We start from the raw sequence: 17,784 nt of genomic DNA, 5'->3' as shown, positions 1-17,784 counted from the left end.
TCTCCCTTGTCTCGCCAGCCACCACTCTCCGAAAACGATCCCTTAACGGTTATATCGGTGGATGTGGGAATCGCTAAAATAAATGCGTGTGGGGTGTGATGGGACGGGAATGTGAGGATGGATTTGTGCCCGGCCTGTGTTGTGGGAGTTTCTGGCCGGGCACGTGAAGTGTTACTGATGCTGGCGAATAAAACTGGTGGAAGTATTCAATTACCGGAAATGTTCGGGTTGAGTTCTTGCTTCATGCAATTTTAGTTCGTCGCTCTTAACAGAGACAAATCAACTTCATTGTGGATACGCTTTGCCATACTAACGATCGTCTGCGCAAAGCTTCCTTCTCCGCGTTCAAGTAGTAAGCTCCAGGCTTCAGCATCCATATTCCAGTTGCGTGGAACATCCATACCCACATCAGCATGGCACCACCATGGCCACCATTCTGTCGTTCCAATAGTTGCATCAATTTCAGGAAAAACATCACTCATAGCTGAAGCAATGGCTGGAAAACACTCAAGGTGTATCTTCTCGTCGGGTTCATTGACCGAGCAAATCCCGTAAGCCAAGTTGCGGTAGTCAGATGTACTAAACTCCCAGCATAATTTAAAATCATCGCCTTCTTTAAATAAGAGCGAGAATGAAGCGTACTTACCTCCCAAACTCAATTCATCATTAGTCACCACTTGAGTTCCAATAGGTAACAGTTGCTGGCGAAGATGAATGATGAAATCGCGCCAGAGTCGCTCCTTAACTTGACGTATATTTTGTGCAATTGATAGTGCTGCTCGGAGGTTTTGTGGTGAGGCCACCAACTTCTCTGTCAGTTCGTTTTGCAATTCCATAGCGATATCCCCATTAATATCTTCGCGAATAAATTTTATCAAAGCATCAACAAAGCAGCGTACAGCAGGTGCCTCAATGTATAACGCACAATGTGATAGCCATCTTTCAACCTGGATAAAAGTAACAGGCTTTACATTTCGCTTTATTTCCTCTGCCAAGTCAGACCTTAAAGAAAACTCATTTATATCATTATTACAAAGATATATTAATGACCATCCAATGCCTCTGCGGTGTGATTCTACAGCTAACCATTGCGCATAATCTTGAAGTTGATCTTTTTGATCGACTGCCCAAGGTTTATTTTCAATAGCCGTTAACTCATTTTCGCCATCAATCAAGATATCGATTCTTCTACTTCCGGAAATCGTATACTCTGTATAAACCTCAGTTTGTTTTTTGGTGGTAATCGCTTTGGATCTTTCTATTAACTGATAAAAACCATTGAGAAATAACTCGCCCTGGCCATGAGTTTCATCTGGCTTAAGAAGAAACGCAAAACACTTAGAAAGCGTATTTTCATTTATATTAAAGAAGCGAAATAAACGAAAGTCTGGAGCGATTTTTTTGGAGTAACGCTTCTTTGCATGCTGATAGCTCTCCTGAAGCAGTACGGTGCTTTGCAGCAATTCCCTTAAATTTCCCCAATCATCATTTTTTTCCACAACGCATTCCTTTGTATATAATTTTATCGGATTAATTTTTAATTCGCCAACCTGACTAACTTATCTCTGAATACGTTCCCCTTCAGGGGACACATTGTGTATCTATAAACCACTCCCGGCCAACGTTTAAAAAACCACCCTCTAGAATAAAACGGTTGTCGGCATTTGCAAGAAAATATTTAATATCATAATTATTAACTGCACCGAAAACACTCATATCCTTGCGACAACTTGTGTCGCAGCCAACCAACATCTCCAAAAAAACTTTTTCATTTCATGCGACACAAAATGTCTCAGCACAATTTAAAAATAGTGCTTTCACAAGGAGAAGAATATGAACACTGTAATGTCTGCTGAAGTAAGTCAAGTCGCTGAAATGAATTACCAGGATACCAAAATGCAGCAATGGATCTTGCGGATACTATTTCGCCTGGGCGCGCACAAACAGTTTATTACCCAGCATGGATTCAGTAGCCAACCGCTGGCTGATTATCTTCACCTCAGCAATGAGCATTCTTTTAACCTGAGTCAGCAGGATCAAGATTCGTTGCTGAAAAGATTACGTAAGATTTTTCACGATGCTGAACAACATAACTCATTAACCCAAGCTTCTATTTTTCAAACTGCAATGAGCAGGTTTGCCACGCGTATTGGCTTGAACAGCGTTGAAAAATCTATTCTGGAGTTCACATTACAGCTCCATCAGGAAAGGCTGCTTGACGACGTTACGGAATGGCTTGGGCCACTCACCTCCGCCAAAGTTTATCGGACACTTGCGATGACTTTGGATATCACTGAAACCGAGGTACGCGAGGCACTTGGCCCCTCCAGCACTCTGACCAAAACCGGTCTGGTTAGCCTTGAAATGAACGGTGCGCATCTACTACGCAATAAACTTGAGCCATTCTCACCCACCCTGGCAGAACGCCTTTACGCGGGTGAGACAAGTCCAGCGCGTCTCCTGCAAGGCATGATCAACATCTGTGGGCCAGCCCATCTAAAGCTTGATAATTATGCCCACATCCCGGCAGTTAATATTCTGCGTCAGTGGTTGCATCATGCGCTGAGCACCCAAAGTATCGGGGTCAATATCCTGATTCATGGCCAACCGGGTAGCGGCAAAAGCCAGCTTTGTCGTTTGATTGCCAATGAGTTGCAAACTCCCCTGTATGAAGTCAGCAGTGAGAATGAATCCCTGCGCCCGATCAGTGGCAGCCGTCGTTTACGTGCCTGGCGTGCTGCGCAGCGCTTATTCATCGATGAACGAGCCATCATCCTGCTCGATGAGGCAGAAGATGTTTTTGTCGAAAGTCCCGGGATTCATAACAGCAGTCCGCTTCCATTAGCGAAAGCCTGGATCAATCGTCTATTGGAAGAGAATGTTGTTCCCACTCTATGGGTAGCCAATGACATTGATTATATGGACCCCGCAATGGTACGCCGCTTTGACATGGTTATTGAGCTCAATGCCCCACCACGTCATCAGCGGGCAAAGATCATTCAAGAAGCTTGTGGCGAAATACTGGCACCAGGCGCTGTTGCCCAATTAGCGGAGGCCTCTTATCTGGCCCCAGCGGTTATTAACCGGGCAGCAAACGTCCTCGCGGGCATTGGCGACAAGCTCTCAAAGGAAAAACGCCCTGAGACTTTAATGTATTTAATCAATAACACCCTAAAGGCTCAGGGGCATAAGCCGATAAAAAACCATGTTGCGGCCCAAATACCCGCGTTGTATGACACGGCATTTATCAATTGTGATAATCCACTCGATGAGATTGGTAAAGCTCTGACACCTGGTCACTCAGCGCGTTTTTGCCTCTCTGGCCCTTCGGGCACGGGTAAAACGGCATGGGCACATTGGCTTGCGAAGCAGTTAGATAAGGTCGTTATAGAACGCAAGGCTTCACAGCTTTTTGGCCGCTACGTCGGTGAAAATGAACAGAACATTGCGGCGTTATTTGAACAAGCGCATCGCGACAATGCGATCCTGCTGATTGATGAGATTGATAGTTTTCTTAGCGCACGCGACGAGTTCCATCACCATTGGCAAGTGAGTAGTGCCAACGAAATGTTAAGCCAGATGGTACTGTTTGAAGGTGTGCTGATCGCCACCACGAACAGATTTGATGTGCTGGATGCCGCCGCGCTGCGTCGTTTCGATCTTAAGGTGCGGTTCAACTATTTGTGTGATGACCAGGCGGTCGCATTGTTGAATCTTTACTCTCGTGAGCTTCAGCTCAATGAACCGCAATCTACTGAAATTAAAGAAATATCTAAACTGGACTACCTGACGCCGGGCGATTTTGCACTGGTAGCACGTCAGCATCAATTTAAGCCAGTGAGTTCAACAGCGGCTTTTATTGCCGCACTGAAAGCCGAGTGCTGGATGAAGAAACGCGAAAAACCGGCGATTGGCTTTTTGCACTAAGTAATTTGATAGGAAATCAAAATGGCTAAAAGACCTGAAACCATTGAGACCACCGTGCTCGCTCTTGAGCTTCTGCGCCGTATTCCTCGCGGCAGAAAAATCACGGCAAAAGAGCTTCATGAGCAGCTACAGCATGCTGGAATCGAGCGCGATGTAAGGACTATTCAGCGCAATCTGGAGATGCTTTGCGACCATTTTGATATCGAGCGCGACGACCGCAACCGTCCTTATGGCTATCGTTGGCTGGAGAATTCTAGTGGCGTCTCACTTCCAATGCTGACGCCGCAGGAGTCGTTGCTATTGGCGATGGCAGAAGCGCATCTGAAGCCTATTTTGCCGACCCGACTGATTAAATCCATGACCGGGTTGTTTACCCAGGCGCAGCGTAATTTGCATGACAACGGCCCTACCCGCCTTGAAGCGGAGTGGCCAGATAAAGTGCGTATCGTGGCAACCAGCCAGCCATTACTGCCGCCCCCCATCGCTGAAGGTGTGTTTGAATCCGTCAGTGAAGCGCTGTATCTCAATCACTTATTACGCATCACCTATCGCAATGCGAGCGGCAAAGAAAGCGAAAACACAGTAATGCCATTGGGATTGGCGCAGCAAGGGCCTCGCCTCTATCTGGTTTGCCGCTTCGAAGGTTACAACAATGAACGTAGTCTGGCGCTCAACCGTATCCTTTCCGCGAGCGTCAGCACCTTTACCTTCGAGCGACCATCCGAATTCAACTTAAAAAAATATGACGACGACGGCCGCTTTGGATTTGGTGAAGGGGAAATGATTTTCCTTACTTTTGAAATTGATCGCACTGCTGGACTCCACCTAATTGAATCTCCGTTATCAACGGATCAAACGCATCGGGAAATTGGTGAAGAGCGACTGGAAATCTCCGCCACCGTGGTTGATAGCGCGATGCTGAAATGGTTTTTGGCCGCGTTTGGTGATGCGGTGAGTGATGTGAGACGGGTGCCGATAGTGACCAAACAATCGGTTTATGGATAAGGTCATGTTGGATTTATAACTAATTTCATAAAAGTGCCTGGGCATTAAATGAGTGTGCTGTTTTAGAGCTTACAAATGTTGCTGGCAATGCGGTGACAGAAAGAAAATATCTAATATTAAAACTATTTCATTACAGGATTATTGGATGATGAAGTAGTTAAGCGTTTGGCAGCGCAAAAAAGAATACTAAGCGACGATTCACAAAAAGATGGCAACACAATTAAGACCAATTTTGACAACTTACAGCAGGAGTTAAAAATGTTACGAGGTTCAGAAAGAAAAGAAGCCTTAGCCAGTCTCTCTAGGGCAACTACCCAATATGAGGCCCAAGCGAAAAATACCCAGGAAGCAATTACTGACCTTTTCCTGCTACGCCAAAAGTGCAGTAAAAATTTGATTACGCGCGGCGAAAGCTTTGTTAATCGATTAGCCAATAAGCCAAAAGAATTTGATAAATCCTGGAGTGAATTAAAGGCGGAGATAGCTGAATTCGATAATGTGGTTGAAAAACTGGAAGAGGAATACCGCGCGTCCCATGTCGGAAAGGGCACGGCAGCTGCAGGGGTTGCAGTTGGCGCTGGTGTCGCAGCCTTTGCCCCTACGGCAGCCTTAGCCATTGCAACGACATTTGGTACGGCCTCAACGGGTACCGCCATTGCAACTTTAAGCGGCGCTGCAGCAACAAATGCTGCATTGGCATGGCTTGGTGGTGGAGCGTTGGCTGCTGGCGGCGGAGGCATGTCTGCAGGAGGTGCATTACTGGCGTTAGCGGGTCCAGTTGGTTGGGGAATTGGCGCAGTAGGCATAGCAAGTGGCACCTTACTGGCTCGCCGTAAGAATGGAAAAATTATTGAGGAAGCTCAAAAGGAAGACCGCCATGTTCGTGCCAAAACCAGCGAGTTGAGAGTAATGGAACGCGGTGCGCAAGAACTGAAGGTGTTAACGTCCGAACATTATCATGGTACTGAAAGCATTGTTGATGTGCTGGAAAAGACCGCGCCACGGGACTATAGCCAGTTCAATGCACATCAGAAAGATCAGTTAGGGGCGTTGATTAACCATATCAATGCGTTGTCAAAACTGATTAACAAGAAAATCCAGTAATGAACAGTGTGAATAGTCATGATGCGGTAGGCGATCAAGTTATAGGCAGTGCGGTTAATGCCCTTAACCAGGCCCGCATCAAGGATGAGTTGTTAAAGTTGGCGCAGCAGGACAGCGCCTTTACTTTTGCGGGCGAACAAATGCAGAAGGTGCGTGATTTTATTGCGTCACCAAATAACATTCTGGGTTCGATGAGTACCAAGCATGGTGAGATTGCTGAACAACTTGAAGTGGGCGTGCGCAATGCACAACAGGCGATCAATGAAGGATTAGTTGATGAGTCGGCTTTAGGGGCAACATTTAATGGGGTGGGCCGCACCGCCCCTGCGGACTATAAGATTGATGGAATTGAAGTACAGTCAAAATTTATAAATGGCATTAATAAAAATCTAACTCATGTCCTCAACCACATGGAAACTTATCCCGACTTTACAAAGGGTGAGCAATTTTATCATATTCCGAAAGATACCTGGCAGACCATCCAGGACGTCATTGACGGCAAGCCGGTAGAGGGATTGAGCGAAAAAACTATGCAGGCAATTAAGGATAAAGTTGCCGAAATTGAAAGCTCGACGGGGCGGACATTCACTGATGTCGTGCGCCCTGGAGTCTCAGATTACAAAGACGTTCAATGGGGGAAAATCGATGAAACACTCGATAAGCATGATCAGGAATTAGGCAAGCAGAACGAGGCTAAAAAAGCTGAAATTATTGAGGACCATCAGCCCTCTCTGAACGAAGCCATGCGGGCGACAGCGATAGGTGCTGCTTTTGGTGGCGTTTTTGCTCTCGGAACGGGGATATATCGCAAGTATCGTGATGGTAAAAACATCTTTTGTGGTGAGTTCGACGCACAAGACTGGCAGGACGTGGGGCTGGATACGCTAAAAGGTGCAGCGATCGGTGGGGTATCCGCTGGAGCAATTTATACACTAACTAACTATGCCTCGATGGGAGCACCTTTCGCCAGTGCACTAGTCACCGCAGCTAAAGGGGTTGGAAGCCTTGCATTATCTTACCAGCAGGGTGACATAGATCTTGATGAGTTTACCGAGCTCGGGCTCATTGTTTGTGCCGAGTCCGCTATCGTCGGTGCTATGACCATTGCAGGCCAGTCGTTAATCCCTATTCCAGTGCTAGGGGCCGTAATTGGCTCTATCTCTGGGAAGTTCATGGTCACTGTTGCCAAAAATCTGGACAGTAAAGCCCGGCGGGCTCTGCAAGCCAGAATGGACCACTTTACCCTTCGACTTAATGACATTGAGCAGCTAGCGCTTAAGCGAATCCTGTCCGAATTCACGGCATTAGGTGAACTGACAGCAGCAGCTTTCAATGTCGAAAATAATCGCAAATTGCTCGAAGCCAGTATTACACTCGCTCAAGCTTATGGAGTAGAGGAAAACAAGATTATTAAAGACGCGGATGATTTGGATGCTTTTATGATGGCGTGATGATGGGCTACTGACCTGTGTTGTGCACTGGATGAACCCCAGTCGGGTGCGAATGATTTAATTCAGTATGCTACATAGCAATCATTATCATTCAGCGTTTAAAAGAATCAGAAAACTTTATGTTATACAAAATGAGCTGAAGCAATAGAGTTTAGTTGTGATGGAATAGCTCTGTATGAATAATTATCAAAAGGTTTTAAACACACTCCAAACAGAATCTGCACCCATTCTTTATAAAATGAGAATGGGTGCAGATCTTAATACTTGTCGTAATGGTCTGCAGAAAATTCATGCCAGAGAAAAATTGCGTATCCACCACAGCCAGTTAAGATATAACGAATTTAAACCGTCCAGCTATTCGAAACAACTTCCGCCTGTTTGAGTATCAGTTCGACAGCATAAGGTGTTTTATCAGGTGGATACTTGTATTTACGCAACGTCTGGCGCACCAAAATACGCAATCGTGCACGCACACTTTCGCGTACCTGCCAATCTACGGTTGTAGATTTACGCAATTTAAGCGTCACCTCGATAGCCAGTTTCTTAAGGATATCATCACCAAGCTCACGCACAGCACTTTCGTTTTCTGACAGCGCATCATAGAACGCGATTTCATCCGGGTTCAGCCCCAAAGCTTCATCACGCGCCATCGCCTCTTGAAACTCTTTAGCCATCTGGATCAATTCTTCAATCACCTGTGCGGTCTGAATCGCACGGTTATTGTATTTGAGCAGAACCGCTTTCAGGCGGTCAGAGTATTTCTTCTGCTGCACCACGTTATTACCAGAACGGGCATGAATGCCGTCATTCAGCAGTTTTTCCAGCAGTTCTACCGCCAGATTGCGCTGTGGCATTTCCCGCACTTCTTCCAGGAACTCATCCGACAGCAGGCCGATATTGGGTTTATCCAGCCCGGCCAGCGCGAAGACATCCTCAACCCCAGTAGCAATAACCGCGTTATCAAGGATCTTACTCAGCAGAGAATTTTTTTCCGACTGGCTAAATTTTTCCTTGGGATCAAGCTTGATAAGCCCCACTCTGACTGCCGAGAGGAATGCGAATTCTTCCTGTAAGGGTTTCGCCTCATCCAAGGTATTACACAATGACCAAGCTTTACTCATCGCCAATGAAACATCGAGATAACGTTTTTTACCGTCATCCAGACCCAGAATGTAGTTCACCGCATCGCGCAAGAACACCAACGGATCGCGAGAAAAGCCCACGTAGCTAAAGCCTGGTTTTCCTGCCGAGGGTGCAAACATCCCGTGGATGATGTCGATTTTTTCCAACAGGACGGCAAAGGCTTCCCGGGCATCAACCGTGGTCTGCCCTTTTCCTTTTGAGTCGGTATAGGTTTTCAGCGCCTGCTTCAGCTCGTTCGCAATACCAATATAATCCACCACCAGCCCGCCGGGCTTATCCCGGAACACGCGGTTAACCCGCGCGATGGCCTGCATCAGGTTATGGCCGCGCATCGGCTTGTCGATATACATGGTGTGACAGCACGGCGCATCAAACCCGGTCAGCCACATATCGCGGACGATTACCAGCTTCAGCGGATCGTTCAAATCTTTAAAGCGGGCTTCAAGACGTTTTTTGGTCTGTTTGTTGTAGATGTGCGGCTGGAGAGGGTCTTTATCCGATGCCGAGCCGGTCATGATGACTTTGATTGCCCCTTGTTCGACATCTTCACTATGCCACTCCGGGCGAATTGCCACGATTGCCTTGTAGAACTTCACGCAGATATCGCGGCTCATGGCGACAATCATCGCCTTGCCATTCATGGCTGCGTTACGAGTTTCAAAGTGCTGAACCAAGTCAGCGGCAACTTGCTCAATACGCGGCTCAGAACCCACCAGCTTTTCCAGACGGCTCCAGTCACCTTTGGTTTTCTCTTGCTGGCCGGTCTCTTCATCTTCCACCAGCTCATCCACCTGACCGGAGAGCGTTTCCAGCTCCTCATGATTCAGGTCTAGTTTTGCCAGTCGGGATTCGTAGTAGATAGGCACCGTGGCGCCGTCATCAACCGCATCCTGAATGTCGTAAATAGAGACGTAATCACCGAACACGGCACGGGTATCTTTATCTTCAGACGCAATTGGCGTACCGGTAAAGCCCATAAAAGAGGCGTTCGGCAGCGCATCGCGCATGTGTTTGGCATAACCATATTTATAGACGCCAGTTTGTCTGTCCAGCGTGGCGCTCAAACCATATTGGCTGCGGTGCGCTTCATCGGAAATCACCACGATGTTGCTGCGTGCGTTAAGTGCAGGATGGCTCTGCTCATTGTCCAACGGCGCAAATTTCTGCACGGTAGTAAAAATAATACCGCCGGATTCACGGGCATTGAGCAGCTCGCGCAACTCGTCGCGGTCGTTGGCCTGTAACGGCGTTTGTTTCAGTAAATCTTGCGCTTGGCAGAAGGTGGCGTAGAGCTGCCCGTCGAGATCGTTACGGTCAGTCACTACCACGATGGTCGGGTTGTTCATCTCTGCCTGTTGCAGCAGTTTCCCGGCGTAACAGCACATGGAGATACTTTTACCGGAACCTTGAGTATGCCACACCACGCCCGCTTTTTTACTGCCGGGCTGGATGTTACTCCGTAATGGCAGATGTTTGCCGGTAGAGGCCACAATCGTTGCCGCAACCGCCTCACGCACCGCGTGGAACTGATGATAAGCAGCAATTTTCTTGATCAGCCGTTTACCGTCATTTTCGAACAACACAAAGAAACGAATGTAATCGAGCAGCAGTTCCCGGTTAAAGAAGCCCTGCACCACGGTTTTAAGCTGCCAGTCAAACTGCGGCTTGTCGTCTTCGTTAGCCACGGTTTTCCACGGCAGGAAGCGCTCTTCATCAGCGGTCAGCGAGCCGATACGCGCATTCTGCCCGTCGCTCACCACCAGCGCTTCGTTGCAGATAAATAGGTCGCTGAGTTCGTTTTTATAGGTCTGCAACTGGTTAAACGCAGCCCAGATATCGGCATTGGCATCAATCGGGCTTTTCAGCTCAATCACCGCCACCGGCAGGCCGTTGATATAGCCGATAATATCCGGGCGACGGATCTGTTTTATCCCCTGAATAGCCACCTGGTTCACGACCATAAAGCGGTTATTACCAGGATGGTTAAAATCCATCAGCAGCGCTTTATCGTGAACCGTCTTATCTTCGCGTTTGTACTCTACGGGCACACCGTCGAGTAGCAGGTGATGAAAGGCCTTATTGCTAACGACCAGATCCGGGCTTTCGGGACGGGTAATACTTAGTATCACCTCTTCCAGCACGGAAGCAGGGAGATGGGGGTTGATACTTTGTAGCTGCTCCAGCATCACTGGGCGCAAAAACACATCATGAAATGAGGCACGCAGCGGATTGTCGCCATCTGGCGCGATATCGGGCCCGTGCAGCACTTCCCAGTCCTGTTCAGCAAACCATTTCAGGCATTGCTGCTCTAAATCGTCTTCGCTCAGCATCAGGCTTCCTCTGTCTCAGGTTCTTCCGTTTCTTCCGGCGCGTTAGAAATATCTTTAAGCGCCATATTCAGTGGGGCGATAAAAGGCTCGAGCGCTTTCTCAAACGCCGTCAGGTTAACCAGCAGCCAGTCTATCATCGCTGGCCAGTTGCTCTCATCGAGGCTGGTAGCAGGCGTGGCAAAAGAGATACGGCACGATTTTTTGCCCGGCAACGGTTCCCACTTCATTCCATGACCAAACGACTTCTCTATTAGCGCTTTGTGTTCATAGAGCCAGTTAAACGCAAAGGTATTGCTCTCAGCCGAAGATTTGGCAATCCACAGCTCAACACGGATCTCTTTTTTGCTGAAAATCAGGTTATACGATACCGCGCTAATACCAGACCCGGCACTGAGCCAGTGGTCGGTCGAGGGGCTAATATTGTTGTACAACGTACACTGGCTGGCTTTGAGGCGTTCCAGCGCTTTGGTCCAGAAGGCCTTGCGCAGATAATGCCGGGTTTTCAGTTCGCCGCTGGTGGACTGCTCTTCCGCTTCTTTCTGTGCCATGCCAATCATGAAGGATTCGGCTTCAGGTGTGGGGATCACCTGGCGAATATCAACAAACACATCGTCGTTGAATTTGTAGGGCTTAACCTTAAAGCACTGCACCCGCAGGCCAAACTGCATCAGCCACAGCGCGGTGTTGGTCACTTCTTTGCGGAAGCTGGCCGCCACCATCATCACTCGCTGCGTGCGACTCTGATTGATTTGCACTTCATCCAGGCTTTCGCACTCCAGAAACTCCGCCATCACTTCCGCTGCTGGGCGGGTTTCTTCCGGTTCGTATTTGTCGAGATAGAGCTGGAAGATGTCAAGGATCTGATCTTTGCGCAGGTTGGCGCAGTAACCGGCATATTTAAGTGCCTGCCACACCACATCGCGCCCGGAGTCATCGAGCTTGTTTTCAATGATCACCAGATTGCGCTGCTTATCGATCGCCAGCAGGTCGAGGCGCTCTTTGGTGTCATCAAACCCAGCGAACTCTTTCTGGATAATCAGCAGTTCGTCGTCGTTATCGCGGGTCAATGCCTGCGGGTTCTTCGCCAGCCACTCCTGCAGGTGATAGCGCTCGGTATAACCGAGGCTGCTGAAAGACACCTCCTGCAGAGAGTGCAGGCTATTGGTCGGCGTATCGACTTTATACATTTTCCGCCTCGCTTACCGCCTGCTCGGCTTCCGGCAGGGTGATTTCGCCGGAGAGCAGTTTGGGGAGGAGGGTGTCGCGGAGTTGGGTTAACGTTTTATTCTGCGCATTGTTAATTTCAATGAATGAATAATATTCACCAACTGCTTTTGAGAAAGCGTTTGAAATTTTCTTTGCGGGATATACGCACTGCCAGCCCATTATCGCTTTTTTATCACCACGAGGCATTTTGACACCTTTAGAGGTCAGCATCATGAAATTAAAGAAAGCCTCTTGATAAAGGAGGTTATAAACATATTCTACAGTGACTGCGTCTAGCGCTTCAAAAGCTAGCACATCCGCTGAACGTCCCCCGTTGAAACGAGCCAACCAAATTTTCTTAAAATAAGGACGAATATTGGAAATTAGAACGTGCCCACATCTAAATTCAGGAACACTATTTACTGAGGGCAGTGAAGAGGCTGTAGAAATACCAGCGCGATTTTCCAGCATATTCTCAGTTGAAATATACGTTTCAGGTGTCAGAGAACAAACATCGACTTTACCATTGGCAAAAGTAGCAATGTTGCTCAATGGCCCATGATGCCATCCCTCAGGAATCTCCCCCAACTCACTATCCTGCATCTCAGACGGAAACAGTTCTGCCGTAGCTTTTAACTCGGCATATTGCTCAGGGTGCTCACGCTCAAAAACCGCCAGAGCATCAGCATCTTTCCCGGAAATCGCCGTCATGGCTGCAAGCGTCGCGTCTTCCTGAGTACCACCTGCTTCCAGCACTGTGATTTTTGCTTTTACAGGTTCAAAATCGACAAACCAGCTTTTGAAAAGGGCTTGCGCCATTTGCTCGAGGGTTTGGTTTATTTGCCAATTAAGGTCAATTTTCTTATCCAAATCCCCAAGAATAATAGCTATTTTTTCTTGTGTTTTTAACGGTGGTAAAGATAATTCAATAGATTTTAGAGATGACAATGGCTGTCCGATGCCTGGCGTACCAACTTGAGATGCATTTTTGAGCAACTCATGACGACCAACATTACTTTTAAAAAAATAGTATATAAATCTGGGGCATGCCTTATGAGGATCGCATGTTAACTTCATCAAGCTACTGGAAAGAACGTATCGTTGATCATTTTCTACAATTCCAACTTCACCTATAGAGCCCCTGTGAGGAAATACGATGTCATTTTTATAAACATTACATGAAGCCAATTCGTCGGCTTTATCTTCTGTAATGTATACAAAGTCATTTATAAAATTAGATGTTGGGCCGAGGTTCGTTCCTCGTATGACTGGAATACCAGATTCGACATAACAATCACTTTTCATTCTTGAACCAAAGGGGCCAATAGTTATCGCATTTTTCACATCAGCTTTAATGTTATCTATCTGTACAACAGGCCACTCAGAACTCATAACCCAGCCCCCCCAGATTTACTTTAATTTGCACTTCCAGTTTTTCGCTCTCTTCCAGTTGGTTTTTCAGCTGTGCGGTCAGTCGTAACAGTTTATCGGTAAACGGCTCATCATCTGCTTCCTGCTCAGCAGCACCCACATAGCGCCCTGGGGTTAAAACAAAGTCATTTTTCTGAATATCTTCAAGCGTTGCAGAGAAGCAAAAACCAGCTTCATCTGCGTAATCTTTATCCGCCTGCCAGGCGTGGAAGGTATTAGCAATTGTGGCAATGTCCTCGCGGGTAAAATCACGCAGTACGCGGTCTCTCATAAAACCAATCTGGCGAGCATCAATAAACAGCACTTCGCCTTTGCGATGCGCTTTATCGTTGCCGCTTGTTTTGTCTTTGGTCAGGAACCAAATACAGGCCGGGATTTGGGTGTTGGTAAACAGCTGTCCTGGCAGCGCCACCATACATTCTACCAGGTCGGCTTCGATCAGGTTACGACGGATTTCACCTTCGTTGTTGGTATTGGAACTCATTGAGCCGTTGGCCAGCAGCAGTGCCATCGAGCCTTTCGGCGCAAGGTGGTGGATCATATGCTGCATCCACGCAAAGTTGGCGTTGCCCTGCGGTGGCGTGCCGTATTTCCAGCGCACGTCGTTTTCCAGTTTCGCGCTCCACCACTCCTTCATGTTGAATGGCGGGTTAGCCATTACGAAATCGGCACGTAGATCTGGATGCTGATCGTCCAGCAGGGTATCAGCGTTTTTGCCACCGAAATTAAAGTCAATGCCGCGAATGGCCATATTCATCGCCGCCAGCTTCCAGGTGGTTGGGTTTGACTCTTGACCATAGACAGAGATATTGCGCTTCTGCTCAGCTGCGTTGTATTTCTTCTCACCTGCGTGTTCTTCAATAAAGCGGTCGCTGGAGACGAAGAACCCGCCAGAACCCATTGCCGGGTCATACACGCGCCCGTTGTAGGGCTGCAGCATTTCGACAATCAGGGTCACGATACTTTTAGGTGTATAGTACTGACCACCCTGCTTGCCTTCCGCCAGGGCAAACTGACCAAGGAAATATTCGTAGACGTGACCAAGAATATCTTTGCTCTTTAAGCTAAGTTTCTTACCGTTGTATTCTGGATTGCTGAAGTTAGCGTCCGAGAAGGTGTTAATCAGCTCGGTCAGCACCTCGTTACTCAGTTGGTACTGGCTGATGCGGTTCAGAATACCTTTCAGTTTTGCGTTGGTTTTTTCAATTTCATCCAGTGCGTTATCTACCAGCCAGGAAACAGAACGCAGTTTTACGTCCTGTCCGGTGGCTTCATCCACCCACAGCACTGTGCCGGTCGGCAGCATGGCTTTGTTTTTCAGTGTTTCCCAACGTGCGGCTTTAGGAACCCAGAAAACATTCTTCTCGGTGTAAAAGTCTTCGACCTCAAGCTCTTCCTGAATTGCCTGGGCGTATTCTTCGTCTGAATCATAGTCATCGCGAGACATGGCATAAATGTTGTCAGGATTGCCGACGTCACGAAACAGAGTGATTAGCTCCTGCTGACGGGCATCAAAGGCATCAGAAACGTACTTCAGGAAGATGAGCCCTAGCACAACATGCTTGTAGTTAGCGGCATCCATGTTGGCGCGCAGTTTGTCAGCGGCTTTCCAGAATTTGTTATCCAGCTCATTAAGAAACTGTTGTTCAGCGTTGTTCATCAAAATCCTCGGGGGTAGATCGCGGCGAAAAAGCAGCCATGTCTGATCGCAGATTCGGTTTTGGGATGCATTTCGCAAAATGATACCCGGTACGTCAATGATTACAAACATTGGAGCATAAAGAAGTTTGCATTTAACGGGTAAAAAGGAGGAAACTGGACAACCGCTTTACTCGTTGCTCTGCTTTGTATCGTTCCTCCCTTGAACGTTTTGTGTCACACAGGGACAACGTAGAGACACAATGACAACCATTGCAGCTTATTTTTTATTTGATTCAGAAAGTTGTCTTTGGTGTATTTAACAATGGATTAATTTTTATACGGGTAAATCAATGTCCTGGCTTAATTCTATTTTAGCTGTTCTTACTTCTGTGGAACCCCATAAAGTGCCAGTCACTGTTATTAGTTTGGTGAGTTTTGCAGTCATTTGCTTTTTTTTCTTTTATTTAATCAGAGCTATCAGAATTATATTTGGCTTAAGAAACCACACTCAATCCATCATCTCCATCAAAGAAAACCAGCCAGAATCTCAGCTTGAGCATCTGCAGAAACTGTTTCATCGGCCTGAACTAAAACATGCCTGGAGTGAATTCGGGGAGTCTTTGCACCAACAGCGCGAACTGGAGAATGGAGAAGAAAAAATCGTTCGCGTTCGTGCTACAGCCCCAAGCGCTAGCTTTTTCTCGGAACAACAACTGGTTGATATTCCACTGAACACGGAATTCTTCAAGCACCTTCCTGGTATTCTGACTGGCGTGGGAATTATCGGCACCTTCTATGGCCTGATGATCGGCCTCAGTCACTTTGATCCTAGCACCCCAGAACAAGTCACCAGCAGCGTCAATAACCTACTGCACGATGTGCTATACGCTTTTCTGGGATCAGCTGTCGCTATTTTCGCCTCAATTCTGGTTACCTGGCTAGAAAAGCTGTCCATCGCTAAATGCTACAAATATCTGGAAAAATTCACGGCCGCCCTGGATTCTCTCTACGACAGTGGCGTGGGCGAGGAGTATCTCGCCTCGTTAGTGAAATCCAGTAATGAAAGTGCGACCCAAGCACGCCATCTAAAAGAGAGTCTGGTTACCGACTTACGCGATATGTTGCTGCATCTGGCCGAAAGTCAAAAAGTGGAAAACGAACGCCTGGCAGCCACACTTAGCACCACCTATCGCGAATCCGGGCAACAGTTTGCTGAGCATGTAAGCAGTGCAATTGAAAACAGTCTAAAGTCACCGCTAGATAAAATTGCTGGTGCCGTGCAGACCGCAAGTGGCGATCAAAGCGGTATGGTGCAGAACATGCTACAGGATGTTCTGACAGCGTTTATGGCTAAGCTTGATACAACATTTGGTCAACAGTTTACTAATCTCAACGAAATGATGGGGCAAACCGTTGGCGCCATTCAGACTATGCAAACTGGTTTTGCCACTTTATTACAAGACATGCGCCAGGTGAGTGATGATTCCCGTCAGGGTAGCGCCCAACTTATTGAGCAATTGTTATCAGAGATGAAGACAGGTCAGCAAGCTATGCAGTCTGGCATGAATGATATGCTCACCAGCCTGCAGGCCTCTGTAGCCAGAATTGGCGCTGAAGGTGAAGGGGCCGGTGAGCGTATGGCCCAACAACTGGAGAAAATGTTCGCTGATAGCGAAGCGCGAGAAAAGGCACAAGCAGAGCATATGGCCGCCTTTATAGAAGCCATTCAAAACTCTTTACAACAAGGGCAAAGTGCCACAATGGAAAAGATGGCAACCTCGGTTGAGACGCTTGGTGAACAGTTGGGTAGCCTTTTTGGGCTGTTCGATAAGGGCCAGCAGCAAATTTCAGCAACTCAGCAGGCGAACCAGCAGTCTCTTCATGAGCAGACACAGCGTGTAATGAGTGAGGTTGACGATCAGATTAAACAGCTGATTGAAACTGTTGCTAGCCAACATCTAGGGACAACTGAAACACTTCGCCAGCTTGCAGAACAAAACAATCGACAGATTCAGGACATGCAAAACGGCGCTGACAAAATGCGCCAGGCAGCTGAACGTTTTGAACATGCAGGAGATCGGGTCTCGGAAGCCAATCACCTTACCGCTGATGTGCTTAATAAAGCACAATCCGCAGGTTCATCCCTCTCCCTTGCCACCAGCGAACTCTCATCCATAGTGGCTGATTATCGTAACAATCGAGAGGCTGTCGGCAAATCCATTGCCATGCTGGAGCTTCTGGCCACAAATACTCAGTCAGAACAAACAACACGTAGTCAATTTATTGCCGATCTTAAACAGCATGGCGAGCGCCTGCAGAGTTATAACCGTGAAGCACAGACGTTCATGGAAAATGTCAGTAGCGTGCTTGGAAAAGGATTTGAGGACTTCTCAGACGGGGTTTCTCGCAGTCTGGATAAAACGCTGGGCAAACTTGATGTCGAATTGGCGAAAGCCTCAAATCTGCTCGCCAGTTCTGTAGAACAAATCGGTGAAAGTGTGAGTGAGCTGGATGATGTCCTTTCACGCGTTAGAGCCTAAGGAATA

At 47.5% G+C, this 17,784-nt stretch carries 10 protein-coding genes; 5 read left to right on the top strand and 5 right to left on the bottom strand.

Annotated features, from left to right (window positions below; all coding sequences use genetic code 11):
• Positions 1-251 precede the first annotated feature (251 nt).
• Positions 252-1,499 (bottom strand): PD-(D/E)XK nuclease family protein, encoded by a 1,248-nt coding sequence (locus JK231_RS04310; RefSeq protein WP_211728075.1) that lies wholly within the window; start codon positions 1,497-1,499, stop codon positions 252-254.
• A gap of 334 nt (positions 1,500-1,833) precedes the next feature.
• On the opposite strand from JK231_RS04310, the gene JK231_RS04305 reads away from it, so the two are divergent.
• The 4 genes from JK231_RS04305 to JK231_RS04290 all read left to right on the top strand — a co-directional run bounded on the left by JK231_RS04305 (position 1,834) and on the right by JK231_RS04290 (position 7,487).
• On the top strand, positions 1,834-3,927 hold the full coding sequence (locus JK231_RS04305) for an ATP-binding protein (protein WP_249221616.1): 2,094 nt from the start codon (positions 1,834-1,836) through the stop codon (positions 3,925-3,927).
• Positions 3,928-3,948: 21 nt separating this feature from the next.
• Complete coding sequence (locus JK231_RS04300; protein ID WP_211728074.1) at positions 3,949-4,932, top strand: WYL domain-containing protein; 984 nt, start codon at positions 3,949-3,951, stop codon at positions 4,930-4,932.
• Between the two features lie 141 nt (positions 4,933-5,073).
• On the top strand, positions 5,074-6,036 hold the full coding sequence (locus JK231_RS04295) for a hypothetical protein (protein WP_249221615.1): 963 nt from the start codon (positions 5,074-5,076) through the stop codon (positions 6,034-6,036).
• Entirely contained in the window at positions 6,036-7,487 is a 1,452-nt protein-coding gene (locus JK231_RS04290) for a hypothetical protein (RefSeq protein WP_211728073.1), read from the top strand. Before JK231_RS04295 ends, JK231_RS04290 begins: the two co-directional genes overlap by 1 nt.
• Before the next feature lie 341 nt (positions 7,488-7,828).
• On the opposite strand, the gene JK231_RS04285 is transcribed toward JK231_RS04290, so the two are convergent.
• Genes JK231_RS04285 through JK231_RS04270 form a run of 4 tightly spaced genes read right to left on the bottom strand, consistent with a single transcriptional unit; the run spans position 7,829 to position 15,257 of the window.
• Positions 7,829-10,960 carry a type I restriction endonuclease subunit R gene (locus JK231_RS04285; RefSeq protein ID WP_211728072.1) on the bottom strand — a complete coding sequence of 1,044 codons (3,132 nt, stop codon included), beginning with the start codon at positions 10,958-10,960 and terminating at the stop codon, positions 7,829-7,831.
• Positions 10,960-12,147, bottom strand: a complete 1,188-nt coding sequence (locus JK231_RS04280) for a DUF4268 domain-containing protein (RefSeq protein WP_211728071.1) — start codon at positions 12,145-12,147, stop codon at positions 10,960-10,962. The genes JK231_RS04285 and JK231_RS04280 overlap by 1 nt, the downstream gene beginning before the upstream one ends.
• Positions 12,140-13,558: a restriction endonuclease subunit S gene (locus JK231_RS04275; RefSeq protein WP_249221614.1), complete on the bottom strand. Its 1,419-nt coding sequence runs from the start codon at positions 13,556-13,558 to the stop codon at positions 12,140-12,142. The genes JK231_RS04280 and JK231_RS04275 overlap by 8 nt, the downstream gene beginning before the upstream one ends.
• Positions 13,548-15,257 carry a type I restriction-modification system subunit M gene (locus JK231_RS04270; RefSeq protein ID WP_211728070.1) on the bottom strand — a complete coding sequence of 570 codons (1,710 nt, stop codon included), beginning with the start codon at positions 15,255-15,257 and terminating at the stop codon, positions 13,548-13,550. Before JK231_RS04270 ends, JK231_RS04275 begins: the two co-directional genes overlap by 11 nt.
• Before the next feature lie 331 nt (positions 15,258-15,588).
• On the opposite strand from JK231_RS04270, the gene zorA1 reads away from it, so the two are divergent.
• Positions 15,589-17,778 carry a type I Zorya anti-phage system protein ZorA1 gene (gene zorA1, locus JK231_RS04265; protein WP_211728069.1) on the top strand — a complete coding sequence of 730 codons (2,190 nt, stop codon included), beginning with the start codon at positions 15,589-15,591 and terminating at the stop codon, positions 17,776-17,778.
• Positions 17,779-17,784 lie beyond the last annotated feature (6 nt).

The organism is Pantoea sp. JGM49 (assembly GCF_018257655.1).
In the GTDB taxonomy this organism is placed as follows: domain Bacteria; phylum Pseudomonadota; class Gammaproteobacteria; order Enterobacterales; family Enterobacteriaceae; genus Pantoea; species Pantoea communis.
Note: the sequence above shows the minus strand (reverse complement) of the source record. Positions and strands in the feature narration are given on the sequence as shown.

Coding starts and splice junctions, on each gene's coding strand:
- JK231_RS04275 (WP_249221614.1), bottom strand. CDS start 13,558: ATGAGTTCTGAGTGGCCTGTTGTACAGATAGATAACATTAAAGCTGAT.
- zorA1 (WP_211728069.1), top strand. CDS start 15,589: ATGTCCTGGCTTAATTCTATTTTAGCTGTTCTTACTTCTGTGGAACCC.
- JK231_RS04270 (WP_211728070.1), bottom strand. CDS start 15,257: ATGAACAACGCTGAACAACAGTTTCTTAATGAGCTGGATAACAAATTC.
- JK231_RS04300 (WP_211728074.1), top strand. CDS start 3,949: ATGGCTAAAAGACCTGAAACCATTGAGACCACCGTGCTCGCTCTTGAG.
- JK231_RS04280 (WP_211728071.1), bottom strand. CDS start 12,147: ATGTATAAAGTCGATACGCCGACCAATAGCCTGCACTCTCTGCAGGAG.
- JK231_RS04290 (WP_211728073.1), top strand. CDS start 6,036: ATGAACAGTGTGAATAGTCATGATGCGGTAGGCGATCAAGTTATAGGC.
- JK231_RS04285 (WP_211728072.1), bottom strand. CDS start 10,960: ATGCTGAGCGAAGACGATTTAGAGCAGCAATGCCTGAAATGGTTTGCT.
- JK231_RS04305 (WP_249221616.1), top strand. CDS start 1,834: ATGAACACTGTAATGTCTGCTGAAGTAAGTCAAGTCGCTGAAATGAAT.